A 22589-nucleotide genomic window follows, 5' to 3' on the forward strand; every position below is an offset into this window, starting at 1 on the left:
GTTTCTGTTTTGGCTGCGGCTCTCCCAAACTCAGACCCTCTGCCATAATCCCTCTATCAATAGGGTTTGAGACGCGCTAACCCTGGCTGGCTGATAACCAACTGGCAAATTTTTACTTCCCAACAAAGCGTTTGCCATGTGTGATTTACCAGCATCGAAGCCTCCAGTCAAAACAACATTAGGCTTTTGTTTATAAAGCTTAAGCTGCTGCTGGAGATCATGTGGTGTAGCTGGCGATGTTGGTATATCTAGTTTGTCTACAGGAGGAGTAGCATCAATGTACTGATTCAGTAAATTTAGTTTGCGATAAAGTTGAGTGTATGGAGTTCCTGGATCAATTCCTTTGAGTGGTGGTGTTGATGCTGACATGGCTGTAGCAAAGTCAACCCCCAATATTTGCAGCCATTTTGCTAAAAGACCCATTGGAACTGTTTCAGGCTTTTGCTCATAAAAACAAATTTCTTCATGGGAGATGCCCAGTATATTAGCAACCTGTACTTGACCCATGCCTACTTTCTGACGATATCCCAGTAAGTCAATATTCATTGCTGTATCTCAACTGCACTATTAATATTACTTATTTGGTTATGGTATAGATATTAATCTGCCAGCCAGTAGGGATTACCCACCCTTATTTATCGGAAAGAATTTTGCCTTGATTTTATGTTGCATTCTCTTAAAAATCTGTTACATTACTTTACAGGCAGTTATAACTGTTACAACATAAAAGCTCGGAGTATTATTTATGGCAGACGTTAAAAAGACTACGCCTTCAGTTTCAGAAGATCCTAATGCTTTGCGCTGGGGCTTTACTCCTCAGAGCGAAAACTGGAACGGTCGTTTTGCAATGATTGGTTTTTTATCTGCTGTTGCACTTGAAGTCTTTTCTGGTCAAGGAATTTTACACTTCTGGGGCATTTTATAGATTTAAAGGTTTTTACAGCTTCATTAGATGATCGGGCAAGGCAGCGATTTGTAAGATTGTCTGCCTTTCCTTTATGAGAAAATTCCCTTAGCGCGACGAGCGAAATATTACACGGCCTGGGGATTCTTCTTGATTAATTCGCGCATATACTCGAAGACAAGTTAATACTTCACCAGGAATGCCACCACAGTCTAGTTGTAAGTCATCCTTGGATGAAGCACAGATATCTGCATAAAGTCCCGATAATTGGCGAATTCGCACTTCATTACCTGCATTAACTGCCTCATCAGCGACTTTCTTCAAAATGCGTCGTGATTCATGTTGTAGCTTTCCCCACCAAGAATAGCGTTCAGCCGGTGGTACGAAGACTAGGGAATGTATCGCTTCATCCATGTCAATCCAAGCACGGAGAATTGACAGGGGATCAGTGTTTTTCTCGGCTTTTTGGGTGCGTTGGAAGCGATCGCTTAAAGCATCAATATATTGATCGCGCTGTTCTGGTTTGGAGTGTAAGGAAATGACATCAAAGCTAAAAATGCTCTTTAAAGCATGATGTAAATCTGGGTCTATTTCGATAAAATTCATATATAAAAATAGGAATGCTGCTGGTAAATCGGATGCATTGCCTTGTGTATTTTGAGGATTTGAAAGTGCTTGTTGATACAATGTCAATCCCTGAGTTTGAACAGTACCACTAAGTCCGGGGTAGATAATTTCATCGCGGATAAAAGGAAGTTGATAGAGGTTAGAATTATCTGCGATCGCACCAACTTCTTGAGCTAAATCTAAAGTGCGCGATCGCCAAGTCGCAGCCAAATCTTCTGGTATCCGTAGCAGTTTGCGTTGAATCTCATTCCACAAATCAGAGTCAGTTGTGCTTTGCAATTTGGAATTACCCAGATAATAATTAAGTTCTGAGTCAGAATCGAAAGCTTCTCGGAGGTGACTTAGTTTTAAATCATCTGGTGCATCTTCCCAACCAGTATCTAGCTGTAGGGGTTCAGGTTGCAACAGGTTATGAAGTTCTTGCAGCACCTCATCGCATATTTTAGATCCTGGATCTAGTGGAAATTCTGTGCGAGCCTGATTTAAAGTAGCCTCTAGTCCATATAAACTAAACCGCAGTAACTGGGCTAACTCTGAGTTTTCTATCTCTAATAATTGACGCAAGTGCTGCATGAATATCACCTCCATATATTACCTGTATGTGATTCATAGCGAATTAAACTTAGCAAACCTCTGCGTTCCTTTGCGTTCACTCCGCGCCCCTTTGCGTTTAAAAATCTTAATTTTTTTCAACGCAGAGGAACGCAAAGGTTAGCGCAGAGGAACGCAAAGGTTTAATACAGGAGTTTAATGTATGCCGCAAAATGGATCGCGTTCTTTATCAACTTCATTGGGCTGCAATTCTAATTCAGCAATATAAACGCATCCCTCTTCTTTTAGGCATTCCTGATTGTTTGATGTCCAGTAAGGTACTTCACCGGCGTGCATCCGTAGGATACCTTGATCGTCAAGAGTTACACGATATTGGCAAGGATAATCTGTTGTCACATCTGGTTTGCTTAGTGCGCCAATTCGTATCCATTTTTTGCTGTTGGTTTCTGCGTCTGTTTGATAAATATAAAAAGTGTGCTGGCCAGTTTGCGGAAATGGAGGTAAGGGATTACTAATTAACCCGATTCCTGGTTCCGTCACGCCATCACGCAGATAGTGAAATTTTTGAAACAATTTACTACCATCATTTCCTACTTCAAAGACAAGATGATAGGCATCTGGTTGATCGACAGTTGCGGCCTCAATAACATTGACGGCAATATCACCATCATTTAAATCTTTATTGAAGCGTTCTACGGCGATATTCCAGTTCAATTTACCATCGGCAAATAGCGGCGATGTTTCTGAAACAACTGATTCTAAATCAATTCCAGGAATATCAATTAAATAATGGGGATTTCCCTGACAAAGCAACACATTAAATTCAAGGGTTTGGTCAATTTCAAACTGGACTTTAATTTTTTTCAGAAAATCTGCTTCTTGCATTTCCAGTTTATTCATGAGGTTTTTGCCGTCGAAGCTACCCCATAATCGTAAATCTCCATCTTCGTAGTCTTGACGGTAAATAATATTAGTTAGTTGGATTCCTTGCCATACAGTACGAACCTTAGCCACAGTTTCCCAAGGTGCGAGTTGATAGAGTTCTTGTCCAGCTTTGAATATGGTGAGTAAATCGTTACTTTGGGTTTTGCGTTTGAAGTTGCAAGGCAAATAATAAAACAGGTTTTTGACATCAATTTCTAGTTGGTTGGCTCCCTTACGCAGCAAGCTTTTAGACTCTTCTGGATCGAATCTCAATCTTCGCAGCTTCTCGGCATAGCAAGCGCCAGCAGAGGTGGCTAATTTGGTAAATTCCAACACAAAGGTAATTCGTTCTGGATTCCACACAAAATATGGAGATTTACTAAATTCTTGGTAGATTTGGCGCTGCACTATGTCTAAATTACAAGTTTTTCCAGATAGAATTAACCAATCAACTTTTTGGGAATTCCAAGAATCTTTGGTGAGTTCATCAGGACGCAAGCGACTTTCCATCAATCCTTTAGCAATACCGATCGCTTCTTTTATTCCTGAAACGGCGGCTCGTTCAAATTGCTGGTTATCTAGGGTGACGCAGATGCTATTTGGATCTTTGACTTGCAATTTAACGGCGCTTTGGGTGAGCAGTTCGGAAATTTGTTGCTCAGAAAGTGTGAAGGTTAATAGAGAATTATCTGCTGGTGCTTTTTGCCCAAGTTTAAGTTTGGCAGCTTCCGCATAATCCCAAAGAATATAAAAGGATTGTAGGCGTTGGGGTGCTTGTTGCCAACGAGTTGGTAATACTTTCTCGGCAGTATCTAGGGCATCTTTGTAAGAAATATCACCTTCTGGATTTTCTTTATCTAGACATTTTAAAAGACTGCCACTTTTAAATTTGCCTTGTTCTAAAAAGCGTTCGTTTAATTCAGAGTTAATTAAATCTTCTAGCTTTTCACTTTCAATATCACCTGTTGTTACTGCTGTCAATAAAAAATCTGCGATCGCAACCTTTAATAATCTAAAAATTCGCAGTGTAATTAACTCGCCACCTAACTGCAAATGACCAGATGAACCTAATAGTTTGGGAGTGAGTTTATAGTAACGTCCTCCTAAACCCCGGTCTTCATAATCGGCAAAAGTAGGGGTTTTATCTTCTAAAGTCAGTTCAATTAAAGCTAAATCTGTGGTTCCGCCGCCAATATCCAAAACGAGGACATTTTGTGACCATTTATTCCCTGCTTGACGGCAACGAGTTTTGAATGACTCAATGCCAATATTCAGATTACCGCCAAATTCTCGCCATAAAAAGAATATTGCCACAGAAACGGCTTCATCATAAGCAGTTTGGACATCATCGATCCCCAATTGCTCAACAAATTCCTTAACTTCTTTGCGAACAACTGGTGGAGCGACGGTGGGGTAGGTGACAACTGCTGTCAAAAAAGTTCCTTCTGAAAACCTGCGTTGTGCGCGTTGGCGGTAATCTTCAGTTAACTCGATTAAATGCGCCCAAGCAGATTGAATCAGTTGATTTGCGGTAATTATTTCTTCTTTACCATCCAAAATAATCGAAAACGATCGCTCCTGACCAAAATAACGTTTGGGTGAATGGTGAAATCTGCTGATAATTTCCTTTAAAGAACTGCTTGTACCTTGAGCGATCGCTTTTTTGCGGTTATCTCTAGCTTCCCTACCCATCCGCAGTTTTAAATCCCCTAGCTGCGAAATTTCTAACTCGCTGGGAATTTCCGTATCGCGGCGATCGATATCTAGGACAACTGGGATCAGATTTTGCGACTCTAGGGTAGGAACGCGGAACACCTCATGATAGATTTGGTAAAGTTTTTTGCTGACAGCACGGCGGAATCTTTCACTGTTTCCCAAAGAAAGCTCAATTTGGCGAATTGCTTCTAAAAATCGCTCTTTATTGTCACTTTCAAATACTTCACTCAATCGGCTGGGTTCTATCTCCAGGTTTTTGCTAATTTCTGTGATGAATTTCGCCCAATCATCATCGCTGACATCTGGTAAAGCCACGGAAGCGGGAGAACTGAGCCATTGTGATAAGCGATCGCGCAACCGCATTTCTTGTTCTTTTGGGAGAATTTCTGCGATCGGTACTTCAATCGGATCGAAAAGTGTGACTGTCGAATTTGACGTACCAAAATCTAAAGCAAACCATCCCGGGAATCTTTTTTGTGGTTTCTCAGTTGATTCTTGATCGGTATAGTTGTTCAATTTAAAAGGGTTCATTATAGTATTAGTTTCTGTTGTTCGTTTTATCGCTGGCTAAAAATTGTAATGTTCTATTATAAAATTACAAATTTAGTAAGAAAAAGTTGTGGTAAAGACTTTTAATCGTTGGTCTTGTACCACTGATTCTCTTTAGCACTGGCTTTTTTATTTAGCGCGATATCCACGGTGGACTAAGCTTTTAGGGACTGACAAGAAATAAATTATCCATCCTGTGGGGTGGGCATCCTGCCCGCCCTGAATATGGGACGGGTGTTAGCGTAGCGGCACGTAGTGCGGACACCCATCCCACAAGAAAATTTGGGATGTTTTTTTTATTTGGAAGTCCCTTATATGAAAGGGCATAGGCGTAGCCCAAACTAGGCGATCGCTATGAAAATTGCAGCCGTTACTAAGTTTATGTTGAAGATTCTTGCTCACTTGCAAGTCTTATTTGTTCGACTTGTTCGATAGTTAAATTAAGTATCCTCGCAACCTCTTCTATCGAAATACCATAAGCTAAACACCGAGGTATAAGTTCAAGTTTTGCTTGTTCTCGTCCTTGCTTTCGTCCTTTTTCCCGTATTTCTTCTAGCGCTTGTTTTAGTCCTTCTTGTCGTCCTAGTTCTAGTCCTAGTTCTAGTCCCTCTTGTTTAGCTTCTCGATAAACCCTAGTTTCTTGTAACTTAATTTCAAACATTGCCTCTACCTCTTCACGGCTTAAGTTTACAAATTTATAACCAGTAATTGTTGTGATTACTCAGCTGCAAGTCTTACTTGTTCGATGGTTAAATTAAGTAATTTGGCAACGTCTTCCATCGACATACCAAGAGCTAAGAACTGAGGTACAAGTTCAAGTTTTAGTTCTTCTCGTCCTTCTTCTCGTCCTTCTTCTCGTCCTTCTTCTCGTCCTTCTTCTCGTCCTTCTTGTTTAGCTTCTTGATAAACCCTAGTTTCTTCTAACTTAACTCCTAACATTGCTTCTACCTCTTCACGACTTAAGTTGGCAAATTTATAAACAGCGATCGTTGTGATTACATCTATTATCTCCTCCTTAGCTAAAACAGTTATCTGTTCTTGTTGCACCCGCTCAATTAAACGTTTCGCTTCTTGCACCATTTGAGTCTCTGAGGCAATAGTCAACTGCATCAAACTGATACCTACTTTTTGCTCATCAGGATTACCTAACTCATCCAAATAAATACGTTGTACTTGGGAACTATTCAGTAGCGATCTGTGAATAGTAGTCTTTTCCGGTTCCAAGCTGCGAGACTGTAAAATAACTACACCGTACCAGTCATCGTAAAGCGACGGGTTGCGATACATATACAGCATGGATTCGGAGAAAAAGCGATGGTATAGTAACTCATCTTTCTGGAATTGTACCTCAGCAAAAAAGATCATCTGAGATGCTGCATCCGGTGGAGGTAAAAATACCCCATCAATCCGAAATGTTGGTTCTTTAACTTCAACTGATTCAAAGCGATAGCTACTAGCTTCGGCTGGTGGCTGTTCTACTAACTCGAAAAATAATCCTGGGACACGCTTGAAAATTGTATAAAAAATAGCATCTCGTCTCACAAATACATCCTCATACCCGTAGCCGATCGCAATCAGTCATTTTCGGAGTTAGCTCATCTCAAATCATCTAAGTAAGAAACAGCAGCGATTTCTGAAAGAATCTGTAACCAAGTCGGAATTGCTATCTCAGATGGCAATTCCCCTGCCGCCAAATATCTTAGCAAAGTTTCTTTTTTTGAAAGGTTTTGCAAACTAGGAATAATTTGATCCAAAATACCTGCTAGTTCGGAATTAATTTGTTGATTAACTTCGCTAACATATTGCACAAGATGGAGACTAGCACTAGCAGTTATTTCATCTCGCAGTCGCAGTACTAAAAGTTGGTGATTGCTCGATCTCGGTAAACCTTGACTTTTTTCTGGTGCCCAGTCAAAAATTTGACCAACATTGTGTTTTTCGTCTTGACGCGCTAGGGGAAAGATGGTTTCAGGTGCAACGATTTTATCTTTACTAGTGATTTCTGAAATGATTGCTTCTTTCCATTCGTTAGGTTCGCATCCTAGTAATAATTTGTAAAAGAGATCGGCATCTTCAAAACCAAATTTTTCTTCAATTTCTTGTTCCATTTCTGGATGAAAAAATGCCTGTAATTGTTCGCGTTCTAGGGCTACATAAGTTGACAATTGGTTCAACAAATCTACCACTGCTTGATGAATGCGATCGCGGGCAAAATCTTCTACTTCCTTAACGGTTTTTTCAAATACTGGATAAAAATCATCACTCTTAGTCGGAAGGGAAGTATTTACACGATTTCCCCGATCAAATAATTTCCCGGCTGCACCTTTAGATTCTGTCAGAGCGATCGCTCCATTGTTGGCTTTGTTGAAGAGTAAAGTCCATTGGTTCCAATTGAGGATTCTAAAAGTGAGTTCGTCTTTAACTACATCGCTGACGACAACACCACGCCGATCTTTAAGCGGTTCTGTCCCTAAATCTTTTTGAAAATTCCTGTAGATTTTATCCAAGCTTTCGACTACAAAGCGCAACTCGATAAAGGCGGGACTGTCTCCTGTGGGGATACCTTGCTCGTGAATTTCATCTATGATGTCCTTCAAATGATCTTGTTGCTGATTCACCACATCAGCCGCTCTGCGAGTGTCTTCATACAGTTGCTTCAGACCGTGAGTTGCTACGTGAGTTTGAATCAATTCCCGCAGCTTACTAAGTCCCCCATCTTGACCAAAGTAACCTAGCTGCTTACCTAAATTGCTGCGGGGATCGGCATCTAACAGCTGTTCACTTAATAGCTCCCATTTATCTTGTAGCCGTTTAGACCGATCTAGGTAATCAGGATAGTCCAAGTTAGCCAAAAAATCTGGTGAACCTGCTTTGACGGTACTAGAACGTTTTGCTAATTCAGCTAGTCCCAACAGTGGCGACAGTAAAACGATGCGGTCTTTTTGGGTTGTAAAGGCTTCTGCACCGTCAATGGTAGTTTGCAGAACTTTGAGTTTTTGGAAAACGGTTTCCTCTTTTAAATTTGGACTATCTTCAATCAGGTGGTCAAGTTCTCTTTCGCCACCTTCACTGTCTAGGGGGAGTTGATCGAAGCGACCCACACCTACGAGAATTAAATCTTTCAGGTCTTGTCCCGGTCGCTGCTGCTGCATCATGGTGAAAATTTTATTGGCGCGATCGCTACCGGGAGATTTACCATTTAGCAATACCAAAATTGTTTGTACTTCTGCCAGTTCCCGCAGTGACAAAAAGGTATCCCTAGCCCCCGAATTCGCAGCCCCCAATCCTGGAAAGTCGATGAGAATAAATTTAGCTGCACCTGTAAAATCCCAAATTTCCCGTGAGATTTTCACATCGATATCTACGCGACGGATGAGTGGAAAGCTATTCTGCAATAACTTTGTTGGTAGCCTCTGGGGTGGACTCGGTAATCGGATATGCGCTGGCGGTAAATCCTCAAATTTTAGACTTTGGATTGCCATTGGCTGTTCGACCAGTTGTAGCCCCTCGCGGGCGGTGGTAGCATCAATCTGGTAGTGTCCACCACACATCACTTCCCCATAAGCTTGATAAGCCCGCAGGAATAATACTAATTCCCGGAGTAAATAACGTAGCTCCAAATTGTTACTACTATTCCAAGCCTCCTCACACCAGCCAATAATATCTTTGCCAGAGTTGAGTTTCGATACTGGTATCGGAGGAAGCCCTGCTGCTGTCGTGCGTTTATGGGCTTCCCCTAACATGAAGCGTAGACACTCATGTACCCCTTCGTGAGAAAGATACTCTACAGTGAAATTACTTAATTGAGTAGTTGCAAAATCGTCTTGCGGAATAATATGTATTGCGGTAACATTACCTGTAGTGGGGTTTTCACTGACTGGCAAAGCATCTGCATATCCAATTAGACTGCCTAAAAGTAAAGTTTTCCCACTACTGAATTCCCCCATCACCCCAATTTTGACAGGTGAAGTTGCCAGGTCTACAGTTTTCTGGGCAGCTGACCGTAAATGCAGGAGACAGTCATCAAGACTAGCTGGAACCCAATCTTCTTGTTTTGAAGGGTACTGGGGCACAGAATCTATCTTTCGGAGGATGAATTCGCCGTACTCCTTAAAACGGCCCAGTTTATCTGGTTCCATAAAGTAGTTCCCGCCTAACATGAATTTCTGTGAGCTTTATAACATATAAAACGTGATGGCTAGCCATTGTTGCAACGTGTTGATATCACATTTAGCATTTCTCTCATTTAATTTGCGGTTTTGGGATGAGGCATTTTGAACGTCAAGACAATTGTGAAAAATCGGGTTTTGTGGGGAAAGTTGAAGAAGAATTCAGAAGTCAGAATTCAGAATCCAGAATAAAAAAGTAGAGTTTTATACACAAAATGGCTGGTAAATGCTTAGTGTAGATATGGGCATTAAATCCTTTTAGACCCCTGATTTTAACAGAATTTCTGAAAAGCATTAGGTGAATATAATGATGCCTCCGGCACGCCCTGACAATTCAGGTTATGTGGAAAAGTCCACCAAAAACCTAACCCCCTAACCCCCTTCCCGACGCGGGAAGGGGGAAATTCAAAGTCTCTCTCCTAAAAGGAGAGAGATTTAGAGAGAGGTTTTCCAGATGACCTGAATTGCCTCCGGCACTCCAAGGGCGAACGCTACTACACAAAGCTTAGTCTACCTAAACGGGAAACATGATAAATTTCAACCCCACGGAAGTGGGTTTTGTTTGCATAGTCGCCATGAGTCTAATTAATGCTGAATTCTTCTTGATAAAAAATCAATATTTATTTGATAATAAATTACTGATTATTATGAATTTCTGATAAAGATGTAAGTGCCTCATAGCGAATCATTTAGTTTTCGTGAAGATAACTCAGGTTTTTAAGACATATAATTACATAGCTAAGATAAATTTATAGGTGATTTTAAAAATCAACATAGTCCAAAATTTGTCTAATAGATGAATAGTTTAAATTTCATCAAAAGTACTGAATTTAATCTTGACGATAACTTCAGCATTTTTTCAATTTATTTACAATAAAAGAGGATTTTCTACATACTATAAAAATAAATAAAGTATTAATATAAATAATGGATGGCAATGAAGATGATATCCATTTATTGACAAATTCTATTTTTAGACATCCTCTTAATAATTTAGGCAGAGCAGGCAGGCAAAAGTGTTTTCTAAAAAGGTGCAGAGCTACATTAACCAAATCTTATCTGAAGAGGAAGAAATACAACAGGATGAAAAAGTATTTTGCCAGCAAGCGGATATTGCTCCTTTGATGATTTGGATGGCTGGATGCAATGCCCTTTATTGTTACTTAAATTCAAATTGGCTGGAATTTACTGGCACATACTTAACAACAGGCGGGCCTGCATCTGCGCGAGAAGGGGAGATAAGCAATACCTGGGCTTGTAGCGTCCATCCAGAAGATAGACAGCGATGTGACTATATATACTTAGAAGCATTTGCTGTGCATGATTCCTTTCAGAGACAATATCGCCTCCGTCGGGCTGATGGCGAATATCGCTGGATTTTAGATACAGCCGCACCACGATTTGCAGTAGATGGTAGCTTTGTCGGTTACATCGGTTATTGTGTGGATATAACAGAAGTGCTGAGAGTGGGAAACCATACTACCTTGCAAAAAAGCTCCTCAGCATCTACAAACTTCTCTATTTTTCTAAGTGAAATTACCTGTCAAAAAAAGAAGATAGGATTAACACAACTAAAAGACCTACATACCGAAACTGCAAAACGCCAAGCAGTTGAAGCAGAGTTACGCCAAAAAACATCAGAATTTACAGCGATTTTACAAGTACTTCCTGATTTATACTTTCGTATCGATGCTGATGGAAGTATTCTGGATTACAAGTCAGGGAAGATAGAGAATCCGTATATTTCAACAGAAGATTGTCAGGGCAAGAGTTTGCTACAGTGCCTACCGAATGCTGTCAGCGATCGCTACCAGCAAGCAATAACTCAAGTCCTTGAAACTCAATCTTCAGTCAGTTTTGAATATACCTTACCGCTCCCACAAGGGAAAAACAATTTTGAAGCTAGGTTATTACCGTTACCAGACCAGCAAATAATAGTTCTTGTCCGCGACACCAAAGACAAAGTACAAGCAGCATTAATAGAAAGCGATACCAAGTTTCGCACCATTATTGAAAACGCCAATAACATTATTTTTGCACTGACCCTTGAGGGAATATTTTCCTACGTTTCTCCAAACTGGACTGAAATTTTTGGGCATGAGGTTGCAGAGGTTGAAGGCCAATCGTTTGTTCCCTTTGTCCATCCTGACGATGTGCCTATTTGTGCAGATTATTTCCAAAAAATTGCGACAACAACCGAAAAGCAAGACGCAATTGAATATCGAATAAAACACAAAGATGGCACTTGGCGATGGCATACAAGTAACTCATCTGCTATTAGAGATGCCAATGGTAATGTTATAAACTTCGTTGGTATTTGTTATGACACTACCGATCGCAAACAAGCAGAAGAAGCTTTAGCAGAACGAGCGCGGTTAGCAAATTTTCGTGCCGATGTAGACGCGGCCCTTACCCAGAGTGACAGCTTACAGAACATGATGCGCCGTTGCACCGACGCTTTAGTTGAACATATTGATGCAGCTTTTGCTCGTATTTGGACGCTGAACAAAAAAGACAATGTACTGGAGTTGCAAGTCAGTTCTGGGATGTATACCCACATTAATGGGCCCCATAGATATGTACCAGTCGGTCAATTCAAAATTGGTTTAATTGCCGAAGAGGGCAAACCCCACCTAACTAACTCTGTGCAAACAGATCCTCGCGTGGGTAACAAAGAATGGGCAAAGCAAGAGGGTATGGTTGCCTTTGCTGGCTATCCCCTGGTTGTTGAAGATGAAACTGTAGGGGTGATAGCCATGTTTTCTCGCCAAACGGTGACAGAATCAACTTTTAAAGCCCTAGAATTCGCTGCCCAGGAAATTGCTATTGGCATCAAGCGCAAACAAGCAGAAATTGCACTTAGAGAAAGTGCCCAACGAGAAGCATTACTCAATCGTCTTTCTAACCAGATTCGAGCTTCCTTGGATATCAATTACATTGTAGAAACCGCAGTGCAGGAGATTCGTAACTTATTCCAGATCGATCGCTGCGCCTTCTTTTGGTATCGGCAAGAGGCTGAGGTTCCCTACTGGGAGAAAGTATATGAGGCGAAAAGTTCCTCTTTAGCCTGTCTCCTTAACGATCAAGAAGCAACTAGTGCAGAAATTGAACTAATTGCAGCCAAAACTTTAAATAGAGAAATCATCCGCATTAATGATGTTGAGACTGTGGGCGATGTCACTACACAGCTATTTTTGCAAGATTTTGGTTTCACTGCCTTTATGTCGCTACCCGTACACACCCAATCTGGCGAAATAGGCACATTTAGCTGTGGTTCTTATAGTGGCTTTCGGCCTTGGCTGGATAACGAAGTAGAATTACTACAAGCAGTTACAGTTCAACTAGCGATCGCCATTGACCAAGCTAAACTGTACACTCAAAGTCGCATTGCTGCCCAAACAGCCCAAGACAAAGCCCAGCAATTAGAAGCAGCATTGTTAGAACTTCAACATACCCAAGCTCAACTGATTCAAACTGAAAAAATGTCCAGCTTGGGACAATTGGTTGCAGGTATTGCCCACGAAATCAATAATCCCGTCAATTTTATCTACGGCAATATTACCCACACCCGTGAATATACTAAGGACTTGCTGCACTTGGTAGAACTTTATCAACAGAGTTACTGCCCACCAACACCAGAAATTCACGAACATATTTACAACATTGATTTAGACTTTCTCAAGGAAGATTTGCCCAAAATCCTAGATTCTATGAACATGGGAGCCGAACGCATTCGGCAGATAGTCCTATCTTTACGCAATTTTTCTCGCCTTGATGAAGACGGCACGAAAGCAGTAGATATTCATGAAGGTATTGATAGCACCTTACTGCTATTGCAAAATCGCCTGAAATCCAAACCAGGACATCCCGAAATCCAAGTAATCAAAGACTACGGCAACCTACCACCAGTAGTCTGTCATGCTGGACAGATGAATCAGGTGTTTATGAATCTGTTGGCAAATGCGATCGATGTTTTAGAAGAGTCATTTGTCACTAGTCATTTGTCATTAGTAAACAACACTGAACAAATGACTTCTCCTCAGATTCGTATTCGTACCCTTATCCAAGAAGACCGTGTAATCATTGGCATTGCCGACAATGGACTAGGCATGACTGAGGAAGTACGCAAACGCTTATTTGACCCCTTCTTTACTACAAAACCTGTGGGTAAAGGGACGGGTATGGGCTTATCAATTAGCTACCAAATTGTCGTTCAAAAACACGGCGGACAAATCCAGTGTATTTCAGCACCAGGAGAAGGTGCGGAGTTTCTCATCATGATTCCACTACATGAGCAACCTTCAACATAAATACAACTTTAATCTTTTCTTAATCAAAAAGTTAACCTATTGGTTGTTAACTAAGATCAATTCACTTTTTGCTGCAACATTTTAACCCCCCAAAAACCTAAAATTTACAGGAATTTGGGGGATTATTTGTACTAGTATAGGGAGTTAAGACTATAAATATTACATTTCAATTGATTGAAAAACGTTGTAATGGTAGTACTATCTTTGCGTCGGCATACCCCAAATAAGGCGATAGCACCTTTAAAAAAATCCCTGAATACAAATAAAGTAGAAGGCCGGGATGATACAACCCCAAGGTCAAAATAGTATCACCTACACTCGTGTTATTCATCTAAGTCACGTAATTGACATAGATATTCCCCAGTGGTCTGGAGATCCGACAGTAGAATTTGAAACTGTGGCTGAACTCAATAATGATGGCTATTACCTCCGACGCTTCGCTTTGGGAGAACATAGCGCTACCCATATCAACGCTCCTAATAGCTTTCATAGCTATAGTATGGGAATTGACCAATACCCCGCCCAATCTCTTGTTGTACCTGCGGTGGTCATAGATATTCGCCAAGCCACAGCCGTGAATTCTGATTATGCTCTGACTATTGCTGATGTTCTGGCTTGGGAAGAAGAATACGGTGAAATTCCTCAAGGGTGCGTAGTTATACTGAATACTGGGTGGCAAAAAAAGTGGTTTGATAAAAGTGCATTTTTAAATCATGATGCTCAAGGCATTGCCCATTTTCCTGGGTTTGGTAGCGATGCGACTCAATTTTTACTGAATGAACGGCAAATTGCTGGATTAGGAATTGATACTCATGGTGTAGACCCCGGACAGGATAACAGTTTTGCTACTAATCGCTTGGTATTGGAAAAACCGCGCATTGTTTTGGAGAATCTCACCAATTTGGATCAGTTACCACCTAAAGGTACTACTTTAGCGATCGGGATTCTTCGGTTGCGTGGTGGTTCTGGTTCTCCTGTGGGGGTCTTGGCATTAGTGCCTTAATTTTTATACCAATTTCCTAAACTTGAAGATAATCTAGAAAGCAAGCAAACTTAGTATAGCTTTGTGTAAAATAGTAGCGTTTTTTAACGCAGAGGAACGCAAAGTCAACGCAAAGGTACGCAGAGTCTTGCCAAATTTTCTTGGCTTATTGTTTCTTTGTTTGTGTCCTTTGCGGTTAGTTTCTCATACAGAAGTGGTATTAGTACACAAGTTTCACTTGATCATCAGCCGGGGATTTTTAAGATGACAACTCCGCTATTTTGCCGCAATTACATCGACGGTCAATGGTTGAGTGCTGTAGGGGAAGCAACTTTAGAAAGTCGCAACCCTGCAAACAAAACCGAAATCGTTGCTACATTTCCTCGTTCTCAAGTTAATGATGTAGATACAGCAGTAGCCGCCGCCCGTAAAGCTTACCTCAGTTGGCGCACAGTCCCGGCCCCAGCTAGGGCAGAATATATCTTTCGCGTCGGGGAAATATTACTCCAACATAAAGAAGAACTTGCCCAGTTAATCAGTCGGGAAATGGGTAAACCTCTGACAGAAGCTAGGGGAGATGTGCAAGAAGGTATTGACTGTGCCTTTTATACTGCTGGCGAAGGACGGCGACTATTTGGGCAAACCACACCATCAGAAATGTCCAATAAATTCGCTATGACTGTGCGAATGCCCATCGGAGTTTGTGCCTTAATTACTCCCTGGAATTTCCCTGTGGCAATTCCTTGCTGGAAAGCTATGCCAGCTTTGGTGTGTGGCAACACAGTCATCCTCAAACCTGCCGAAGATACCTCAGCCTGTGCAACTAAATTGATTGAAATTTTCCAACAAGCAGGTTTACCACCAGGGGTAATTAATTTGGTGCATGGTGTAGGAGAAGAAGCGGGGAAAGCTTTAGTTGAGCATCCTAATGTAGATTTGGTATCGTTTACTGGTTCTTCAGAAACGGGTGCATTTGTCGGCGCTACTTGCGGCCGCACTCATAAACGTGTCTGTCTAGAAATGGGTGGGAAAAATGCCCAAGTGGTGATGGAAGATGCCGATTTGGAACTTGCCTTAGATGGCGCAGTGTGGGGAGCATTTGGGACAACCGGTCAACGGTGTACGGCTACAAGTCGCCTGATTTTGCATCGTGATATCAAAGAAAAATTTACCACCATGCTTTATGAGCGTACTAGTAAGTTACGCTTGGGTGCTGGCACTGACTCTAATACAGATATTGGCCCGATTGTCAATGAAAAGCAACTCAAACAGGTGAGCAAGTATTTGGATATCGCTCGTGAGGAAGGGGCAAAGGTTTTAATTGGTGGGGAAATTGCCAATGAAGGCGAATTGAAAAACGGTTACTTCTTTCAACCAACTATTTTGGATGATGTAACTCCCGATATGCGAGTTGCCCGTGAAGAGATATTTGGGCCAGTAGTGGCATTAATTGAGGTTAGTTCCTTTGAGGATGCGATCGCAATTCTCAACGATAGCAATTACGGTCTTTCTTCTTCAGTTTACACCCGCGATATCAATCGGGCTTTTACTGCCATGCGCGACATCGAAGCAGGTATCACCTATATTAACGGCCCTACTATCGGTGCAGAAGTACATTTACCCTTTGGTGGTGTGAAACAAACCGGTAACGGACACCGCGAAGCTGGAACTACTGCAATGGATGTTTTCACAGAATGGAAAAGCGTTTATGTTGACTTTTCTGGAAGTTTGCAACGCGCTCAGATAGATAACCGTAGTTAATTTTGTAATACAGCAATTTTCAGTTGAGTAGCGTATAAAAAAATACCTAACCCCCAGCCCCTTCCCTTGTAGGGAAGGGGAGTAAGCCTTTTAGAAGACAGAATCTAAATAATACGCACTGGAGAAATTTGTAGTACACCCTTGACATTATATAGAAAGTATACTACATTTGTAGTATGAAAATAAAGACGACAACAAAAGGCAAAACTGAAACCTCTCAGAAGTTTAACAATTGCATAGATGCTACTGTTTGGGACCGCGATTGGTGTTCGACTGCTCCGAAACCAACAAACGGACGGTTGCAGGATTCGGGTTCAATTCCCGACGGCTCCACTAGGCTTAACTGCGGTTGAAGTTATGTAGAGGCTTCCTTGGTAATTATGCTTTCTTTGGGTCTGTAGCTCTAACGGTAGAGTTCCCAGATGTCACTTGTGCCCTGACAGAAAAAGCTTACATACTTGCTCAATGGTAGAGCGATCGTATCTTAACGATAAGTGCAGGTTCAATTCCTGCGGTGTTACCACAGCTTTTTCAACTTGCACGAGGTGTGAGTGTAACTCTCACAGGGAGGGTATCGGTTCAATCCCGATCAGATCCACTAATACGAATTCGTAATTCGTAGTTCGTAATTCGTAATTAAAAAAGGGGTGATTGCAATGGTTCATATTCGATTTGAAGGACGTTCTGTTGATGTGCCAAAAACCCAATTGGGAATTGCAGCAGGGATGAATGATGTGGCGGTGAAGGAGCGCGTTGCTCGACATTTAGATGTGAATAGCGATCGCCTTTCTGCTTACGTAATTGATCGCCGTCCCAGTGGTGATTTGATCGTCCGCCCTGAAGCTGTCTATGGTTAAATTTCAGAGTCATCCGGTGATTTAAGGCTTAATTCCGCGCCCTAACTTGTAAAGCCTACACACCTCCGGCAACGGATTGCAGGTTCAATTCCTGTCGCTCCCGCTAATGGGAGCGTAGCCAAATTGGTAAAGGCAATTGTGAAAACTGCTTTGTTAACTTGTGCGGAATTCCAATTATTACTCAATACATAGGTGAGTTCAATGATGTCAGCTAACTCATGTTTAATAACAACTCAATTAATAGAACTGCATTTAAACAACGTGAGATATGAGCGAACATCGTTTGAGCGAGATTGTGATTGAGCGTCCTCGCGGTGGGATGAGAATTAGCCTCAAAAAAGTAACTGGCTTTAAGAAGCAATTACACAAAATCACTGAGGAAGCAAGTCAGGATGGATTGTTGAATCCCTACCTGATTAAACCAATAAATAAATCCAAGTATCTTTCAGATCATCTTGGCCCTTTGCGTCGGTTTTTGCGTTCAAAAGCCGGACAGCCTTGGAATGAGGTTTACAGCGAATTGTGTCAACGATTAGATTCCAAAACAATGGCAGGACAGCATGTTATCGGTCATGTGTGGGACTATGTTGAACGGCATGTAGAAATAATTGATGGTGGTTTTTATCGCAAGCTTTATCGAGGCTATCGAATCCAGCTAGATACAAACCATCGCGATCGCTTCTATATCCATCCTGAAACCGGAATTCTTTGTGCAGCCGAGAAAGTCCCTCGAAAGCAGAAGCAAAAGCAGGAACAAACTGATATTGTCATTATTGATAATTATCATGAGTACCAAAAGCTAAACGAGATTTGGTATTTAATTACCTTTGAAGATGTTCCGCCACTACAAACTCATTATGTGATGGATGCTGTCAAGGGTAGAATTCATTATTCTGCTGCTATGTATAGAGGTCGAATGATTTACGCTGTTAGGAAAAAGCAGTGTAATAAGAAAGAAATTCGATTTATTTTAAATCAACTTTCTAAAACCTAAAGTTTTCACTTCGTGCCCTAACTGAAAAAGCTTACATACTAGCCGAATGGTAAGGCACTTGACTTGAGATCAAGCAACTACGGGTTCAAATCCCGTGTGTGAATCAACGGCTTTTTCGACTTGCATGAGGTGATCTTATCTAATTGTGAAAATTACTTTTTTAAACGAACCGCCAAGGACGCAAAGAGCGCGAAGTGAAGAAGAAAGATGGATAATTTCACAGATTAACTAGGACTGCTACATAGAAATTCAAATTTATCGACAGTTGTTGCCGCGCCCCGATCGCAGAAGCTTACATAATTTTGCACAAATTATACACAATGCTTCTACAACTTGCGCGGTGACTCTATCGCCCCGCGTGCAACATCTGCCTCCTAATTCATTACAACTAAAGGAGGTTCCTATGGAAACCGCAGAACGCGATCTGCGTCTGGAAATGCTCAACAGTTTGCTCACAACTCCTCACCGCAAGCTTGAGCAAGTCGCAGAAATTCATCAGTTGATTGTTGAACTCGATCCCATTTTCTACGGACACCTGGCAGTGTGGTATCAGCGTTATGGCGATGTCCGCGACCATAAAGAAGTATTCTTAGCTCATTTGTTAACTAGCAATTTAACTGAACACCGGGATGCTGGATTTATGATGCTGCAAGAGTTTCCGCCCTATCAGGTGGCTCGTGTGGTGGACTTCATGAAGCAGCAGCAAAATAAGCTGCCTCGTTCGGCTCGGACTGCGGTACGGCGTTATTTGAAGGTGCGGGAGAGTAATCCGGCTCTGTTCGATCGCGCCGCTTTGCGAGGTCGTAAAGCAATGAAGCACTTGTATGCTTCACTGCACATAAAGCCAAATGAACGGGCAAATGCAATTCTGTTTGGCGATACTCCTCCAGACGGTTCCTTAGCAAATGTGCTGAAGCAGCTTGCTAAGGCAGAAAATGCCGCAGAACAGGCACGGCTGATTGTGGAGTTCAAAATTCCCTACGCGATCGCAATTGGTACTATCAAGCAACTTACACCTGTTGTATTAGTGGCGTTAATCAACAGCATGACTCCTCAAGAAGCGATCAATAACCTCAAGTCTCTCCAGACTAGAGGGGCAATGGATCATCCAGAAGTCAAAAAGCTGATTGATTCTAAGCTGGAAGCAGCGTCTAAGAGTACCCGTGTCTCAGCATTTAAAGCCCAGGTTGCCGCAGACGCAGGAGATTTTGACGCAGACACCGTTGCCCAACTGGAAAAGGTGACTAACGAACAGGTAAAGCGGCGTGGTGCGATCGCTCGTCCAACTGCTTTATTGGTGGACAAGTCTGGTTCAATGGAAAATGCGATCGCGACGGGTTTGCAACTCGCTGCCTTAATCTCTGGTATCACTAAGGCGGAACTGTTTGTCTACGCCTTTGACACCATTCCTTACGCTATTACAGCAAGGGGCAAGGAGTTGACCGACTGGGAGCGTGCCTTCCAGCACATCAATGCAGGCGGTGGTACTAGCATCGGCTGTGCATTGGAAGTAATGCGGAAGAAGAAACAGGTGGTTGACCAGATTATCATAGTGACGGACGAGGGCGAAAATGCTGCTCCTTACTTTGGTGAAGTTTACAAGACTTACTGCCGGGAGTTGGCGATAATGCCCAATGTGGTGATTGTCCGTGTGGGTGGTCATTACGACTGGGTGGAGAGTCAACTGAAGCAGCAGCAAGCACCTGTAGATACGTTTACTTTCGCGGGTGATTACTACAGCTTGCCGAACCTGGTTCCAATGCTAACGCGCCCCTCTCGTCTGGATTTGCTGATGGAGATTTTGGATATACCGTTGCCTGTAAGAGAGGATAAGTGAGGTTAGAATGTGGCATTGCTTGTCAGTACAAATGATGAGCAATGCCTTCCAGCCATCCTTGAAAGAGTATGTAAAAGCTCACCAGCGGAGTCCCTCTAGTAACTGAGAACACGCAATACTCCACCAACTTGCACGCAGAATTATATTAATTCGTAATTAAGAAAGTTAGATTTCATCACGGTTTTTAGGGTTACATTGGTAGCCTTATTTTTGAAAATTGGTATTAGTTATGACTAACATATTTAAGCTAATCAACCAAATTGCGATCGCAGAAGCACAGTTACATACCACCCAATTCCTTGCGCCCTGTGTCAAAGGTGGACGAGTCCGCACACGGGTAGCCGGGATGGTTTACACCTTCAATCCAAAGCCTAGTAAATTTGAAGGTTGGGGCATATTTCAGCCTGTGGATGAGAAAACAGCAACGGTTGTAGAAGAAGCAGACTTTCCCCAAATTGCCGAATACCTGCAATACTTTTCCCAAATACGGCTGCGGTTAGCACACCAACTGCAAAAACAAACTTGGTTAGCATACCCCGTGAATGAAGCAGATGTACGTCAACGGTTGAAGGTAGTTAAGCCGATCGCAGTCCACTTAGTTACTGAGGGTATTGCCTTTGAGCAAATCATTGCCCGATGGAATGGACAGTCTTGCTGGTTTGAGGAAGTAGATCGCCGTACCGATCCGGTAATTGTTGAAACTCTGCAATCTGTCGTTAAGCAACTCATTCCTGCTGAGGAATTACAGTTTAAAGGCATTACTCCAGAAATCCGCACAGTGTATGAATTAGCAACTCGGCGGATTGAGGGATTTACTCAACCCCAACAGGATGAAAAGCGACTGAGAAAGGCTTTACAAATGGGTGGCGGTACCTTAACTCAATTCCACGATCGCAACGACTACTGGACAGTCGATTGGACAACTGCTGATGGTGTTCGCCATAGTAGTGCGATCGCTAAAACTGATTTAACTGTTGTCAGTTCTGGTATTTGCCTAAGTGGACGCGATCGCGATTTTGACTTGCAATCCTTAGTGGGTGTCATGGAACAACAAGACTAGTACCGCAAGGCGGAATTAAAAATTAAAAATTAAAAATTAAAAATGAATACAGCGTAAGCGTTTCGTTGGTTTGGAATGGGTGGTTTATTTACACCGTGCTGTACTAGTGAGTGTATTAATTACGAATTACGAATTACGAATTACGAATTATTATGAGTATCTTCTTTCACGAACAGCTTTACCGCACTAATGCTGTGATGACAAAGCTGAAAAACTATTCTATAAACATTTGTGGTGCTGGAGCATTAGGAGCTAACATTGCAGAAAACTTAGCTCGCTCTGGTTTTGATAAACTCACAGTGATTGATTGCGATCGCATTGAGGAGCGCAATCTTTCGACTCAACCTTACTACCGTTCTGATGTTGGAGCGTTCAAGGCGAAAATTTTAGCAAACAATTTATATCGAGCAATTGGTACTAAAGTTGATGCTAAAACCAAGGAGTTGACACCAGCCAATACAACTCAATTACTCAAAGACAGCCAGCTAATTGTCGATGCTTTTGACAATAGTGTGGCACGCCAAGCAGTGAAAGATTATGCTGAACAATTAAGCATACCTTGTCTTCATGCTGGACTATCGGCTGATTATGCTGAAGTGATTTGGAATGATGTTTATCGCGTTCCTTCTAAGATTAACGATGATATTTGTGATTATCCGTTGGCGCGAAACCTAGTGATGTTAACCGTTGCGGTGACGTGTGAAGCGATCGTTTCATTCATTTCTACATCAGAACAGCGTAACTTTAGCATCACCCAAAAGGATCTGACTGTTCAATCTCTGTTTTTGTAGATTGCGTAGACGCTCTTAGCGGCTTGTCGCAGACATCGCCCATTATAATTTACCAAACTCTTGCAAGTTTAAGTTGTATATAGCTTTTCCTAATCAAATGAGGTACTTCATAGCCCCCTCATCGCTTGCGGGGAGGGGGTTGGGGGTGGGGTTTTTGTACCTTACTCAACTGGGAACCGCCATAGCAACTATTCACTTTTGCGATCGCAGGGAAACTGTTTTTATATCTGGAAACACTGCGATCGCTTTGTGACTAATCCTTACTCAGCTTTTGACCTTTTCCTACGAAACAAACTAGTCATACTTAATCCAGTAACCAACAACCCTAATAGTCCTAGTCCGTTCAAAATCGGGTAAATTCCCTGTAAACCCAAGATTTCACCACGATGAATCGAAAGCAGTAGACTACGTGGAACTCCAATGTTAGCTGACCACTCACCGACCAGGGTAGCTGCAATGCCGGTTAACAATGTTACAGCAAGCGGTAAAGCCAAAATAATCGCCAGAGTCCGGTGGTATTTGCGAAATGAACGCATTATCCAAAATCTCCATGTCT

Annotated in this window: 16 protein-coding genes and 2 tRNA genes; 11 read left to right on the forward strand and 7 right to left on the reverse strand. The window is 42.0% G+C overall.

The window, feature by feature from the left end; translation table 11 throughout:
* Nucleotides 1-30 precede the first annotated feature (30 nt).
* Complete coding sequence (locus HWQ36_RS28100) at nucleotides 31-546, reverse strand: hypothetical protein (protein WP_292708941.1); 516 nt, start codon at nucleotides 544-546, stop codon at nucleotides 31-33.
* 199 nt (nucleotides 547-745) lie between these two features.
* Between HWQ36_RS28100 and HWQ36_RS28105 the strand changes: the two genes are divergently transcribed.
* Nucleotides 746-925 carry a high light inducible protein gene (locus HWQ36_RS28105; RefSeq protein WP_069071239.1) on the forward strand — a complete coding sequence of 60 codons (180 nt, stop codon included), beginning with the start codon at nucleotides 746-748 and terminating at the stop codon, nucleotides 923-925.
* An 87-nt stretch (nucleotides 926-1012) separates the two neighbouring features.
* Here the strand turns inward: HWQ36_RS28105 and HWQ36_RS28110 are convergent, their stop codons facing one another.
* From HWQ36_RS28110 to HWQ36_RS28130, 5 genes are all read right to left on the reverse strand, one after another.
* The gene (locus HWQ36_RS28110; RefSeq protein ID WP_292708943.1) at nucleotides 1013-2104 is read right to left on the reverse strand and encodes a hypothetical protein; all 1092 of its coding nucleotides are present in this window, start codon (nucleotides 2102-2104) and stop codon (nucleotides 1013-1015) included.
* Nucleotides 2105-2278: 174 nt separating this feature from the next.
* Complete coding sequence (locus tag HWQ36_RS28115; RefSeq protein ID WP_292708945.1) at nucleotides 2279-5254, reverse strand: molecular chaperone; 2976 nt, start codon at nucleotides 5252-5254, stop codon at nucleotides 2279-2281.
* Nucleotides 5255-5651: 397 nt separating this feature from the next.
* The gene (locus tag HWQ36_RS28120) at nucleotides 5652-5933 is read right to left on the reverse strand and encodes a hypothetical protein (RefSeq protein WP_292708949.1); all 282 of its coding nucleotides are present in this window, start codon (nucleotides 5931-5933) and stop codon (nucleotides 5652-5654) included.
* Between the two features lie 56 nt (nucleotides 5934-5989).
* Nucleotides 5990-6814: an Rpn family recombination-promoting nuclease/putative transposase gene (locus tag HWQ36_RS28125; RefSeq protein ID WP_292708951.1), complete on the reverse strand. Its 825-nt coding sequence runs from the start codon at nucleotides 6812-6814 to the stop codon at nucleotides 5990-5992.
* 53 nt (nucleotides 6815-6867) lie between these two features.
* Entirely contained in the window at nucleotides 6868-9411 is a 2544-nt protein-coding gene (locus tag HWQ36_RS28130) for a proteasome protein (RefSeq protein ID WP_292708953.1), read from the reverse strand.
* A gap of 1046 nt (nucleotides 9412-10457) precedes the next feature.
* Between HWQ36_RS28130 and HWQ36_RS28135 the strand changes: the two genes are divergently transcribed.
* From HWQ36_RS28135 to HWQ36_RS28180, 10 genes are all read left to right on the forward strand, one after another.
* Nucleotides 10458-13751: a PAS domain S-box protein gene (locus HWQ36_RS28135; protein WP_292708955.1), complete on the forward strand. Its 3294-nt coding sequence runs from the start codon at nucleotides 10458-10460 to the stop codon at nucleotides 13749-13751.
* Nucleotides 13752-14031: 280 nt separating this feature from the next.
* Complete coding sequence (locus HWQ36_RS28140) at nucleotides 14032-14754, forward strand: cyclase family protein (RefSeq protein WP_292708957.1); 723 nt, start codon at nucleotides 14032-14034, stop codon at nucleotides 14752-14754.
* Nucleotides 14755-14997: 243 nt separating this feature from the next.
* Nucleotides 14998-16494 carry an aldehyde dehydrogenase family protein gene (locus tag HWQ36_RS28145; protein WP_292708959.1) on the forward strand — a complete coding sequence of 499 codons (1497 nt, stop codon included), beginning with the start codon at nucleotides 14998-15000 and terminating at the stop codon, nucleotides 16492-16494.
* A gap of 453 nt (nucleotides 16495-16947) precedes the next feature.
* Nucleotides 16948-17017: transfer RNA gene (locus HWQ36_RS28150), tRNA-OTHER, on the forward strand.
* A 133-nt stretch (nucleotides 17018-17150) separates the two neighbouring features.
* On the forward strand, nucleotides 17151-17351 hold the full coding sequence (locus HWQ36_RS28155; protein ID WP_012407952.1) for a hypothetical protein: 201 nt from the start codon (nucleotides 17151-17153) through the stop codon (nucleotides 17349-17351).
* 268 nt (nucleotides 17352-17619) lie between these two features.
* Nucleotides 17620-18345, forward strand: a complete 726-nt coding sequence (locus HWQ36_RS28160; protein WP_292708963.1) for a hypothetical protein — start codon at nucleotides 17620-17622, stop codon at nucleotides 18343-18345.
* 32 nt (nucleotides 18346-18377) lie between these two features.
* Nucleotides 18378-18446, forward strand: a tRNA-Ser gene (locus HWQ36_RS28165).
* Nucleotides 18447-18748: 302 nt separating this feature from the next.
* Nucleotides 18749-20182: a VWA domain-containing protein gene (locus HWQ36_RS28170; protein ID WP_292708965.1), complete on the forward strand. Its 1434-nt coding sequence runs from the start codon at nucleotides 18749-18751 to the stop codon at nucleotides 20180-20182.
* Between the two features lie 229 nt (nucleotides 20183-20411).
* Entirely contained in the window at nucleotides 20412-21242 is an 831-nt protein-coding gene (locus HWQ36_RS28175) for a hypothetical protein (protein WP_292708967.1), read from the forward strand.
* A gap of 152 nt (nucleotides 21243-21394) precedes the next feature.
* A complete protein-coding gene (locus tag HWQ36_RS28180) occupies nucleotides 21395-22033 on the forward strand; it encodes a ThiF family adenylyltransferase (RefSeq protein ID WP_292708969.1) in 639 nt (212 codons plus the stop codon).
* 260 nt (nucleotides 22034-22293) lie between these two features.
* Here the strand turns inward: HWQ36_RS28180 and HWQ36_RS28185 are convergent, their stop codons facing one another.
* Nucleotides 22294-22569 carry a peptidase gene (locus HWQ36_RS28185; RefSeq protein ID WP_292708971.1) on the reverse strand — a complete coding sequence of 92 codons (276 nt, stop codon included), beginning with the start codon at nucleotides 22567-22569 and terminating at the stop codon, nucleotides 22294-22296.
* Nucleotides 22570-22589 lie beyond the last annotated feature (20 nt).

The organism is Nostoc sp. NMS2, assembly GCF_017115105.1.
Classification (GTDB): domain Bacteria; phylum Cyanobacteriota; class Cyanobacteriia; order Cyanobacteriales; family Nostocaceae; genus Nostoc.

What these genes read in the sequence shown, in the direction of transcription:
- HWQ36_RS28100 (WP_292708941.1), bottom strand. Translation starts at nt 546, where the DNA reads ATGAATATTGACTTACTGGGATATCGTCAGAAAGTAGGCATGGGTCAA.
- HWQ36_RS28105 (WP_069071239.1), top strand. Translation starts at nt 746, where the DNA reads ATGGCAGACGTTAAAAAGACTACGCCTTCAGTTTCAGAAGATCCTAAT.
- HWQ36_RS28110 (WP_292708943.1), bottom strand. Translation starts at nt 2,104, where the DNA reads ATGCAGCACTTGCGTCAATTATTAGAGATAGAAAACTCAGAGTTAGCC.
- HWQ36_RS28115 (WP_292708945.1), bottom strand. Translation starts at nt 5,254, where the DNA reads ATGAACCCTTTTAAATTGAACAACTATACCGATCAAGAATCAACTGAG.
- HWQ36_RS28120 (WP_292708949.1), bottom strand. Translation starts at nt 5,933, where the DNA reads ATGTTTGAAATTAAGTTACAAGAAACTAGGGTTTATCGAGAAGCTAAA.
- HWQ36_RS28130 (WP_292708953.1), bottom strand. Translation starts at nt 9,411, where the DNA reads ATGGAACCAGATAAACTGGGCCGTTTTAAGGAGTACGGCGAATTCATC.
- HWQ36_RS28140 (WP_292708957.1), top strand. Translation starts at nt 14,032, where the DNA reads ATGATACAACCCCAAGGTCAAAATAGTATCACCTACACTCGTGTTATT.
- HWQ36_RS28145 (WP_292708959.1), top strand. Translation starts at nt 14,998, where the DNA reads ATGACAACTCCGCTATTTTGCCGCAATTACATCGACGGTCAATGGTTG.
- HWQ36_RS28155 (WP_012407952.1), top strand. Translation starts at nt 17,151, where the DNA reads ATGGTTCATATTCGATTTGAAGGACGTTCTGTTGATGTGCCAAAAACC.
- HWQ36_RS28160 (WP_292708963.1), top strand. Translation starts at nt 17,620, where the DNA reads ATGAGCGAACATCGTTTGAGCGAGATTGTGATTGAGCGTCCTCGCGGT.
- HWQ36_RS28170 (WP_292708965.1), top strand. Translation starts at nt 18,749, where the DNA reads ATGGAAACCGCAGAACGCGATCTGCGTCTGGAAATGCTCAACAGTTTG.
- HWQ36_RS28175 (WP_292708967.1), top strand. Translation starts at nt 20,412, where the DNA reads ATGACTAACATATTTAAGCTAATCAACCAAATTGCGATCGCAGAAGCA.
- HWQ36_RS28180 (WP_292708969.1), top strand. Translation starts at nt 21,395, where the DNA reads ATGAGTATCTTCTTTCACGAACAGCTTTACCGCACTAATGCTGTGATG.
- HWQ36_RS28185 (WP_292708971.1), bottom strand. Translation starts at nt 22,569, where the DNA reads ATGCGTTCATTTCGCAAATACCACCGGACTCTGGCGATTATTTTGGCT.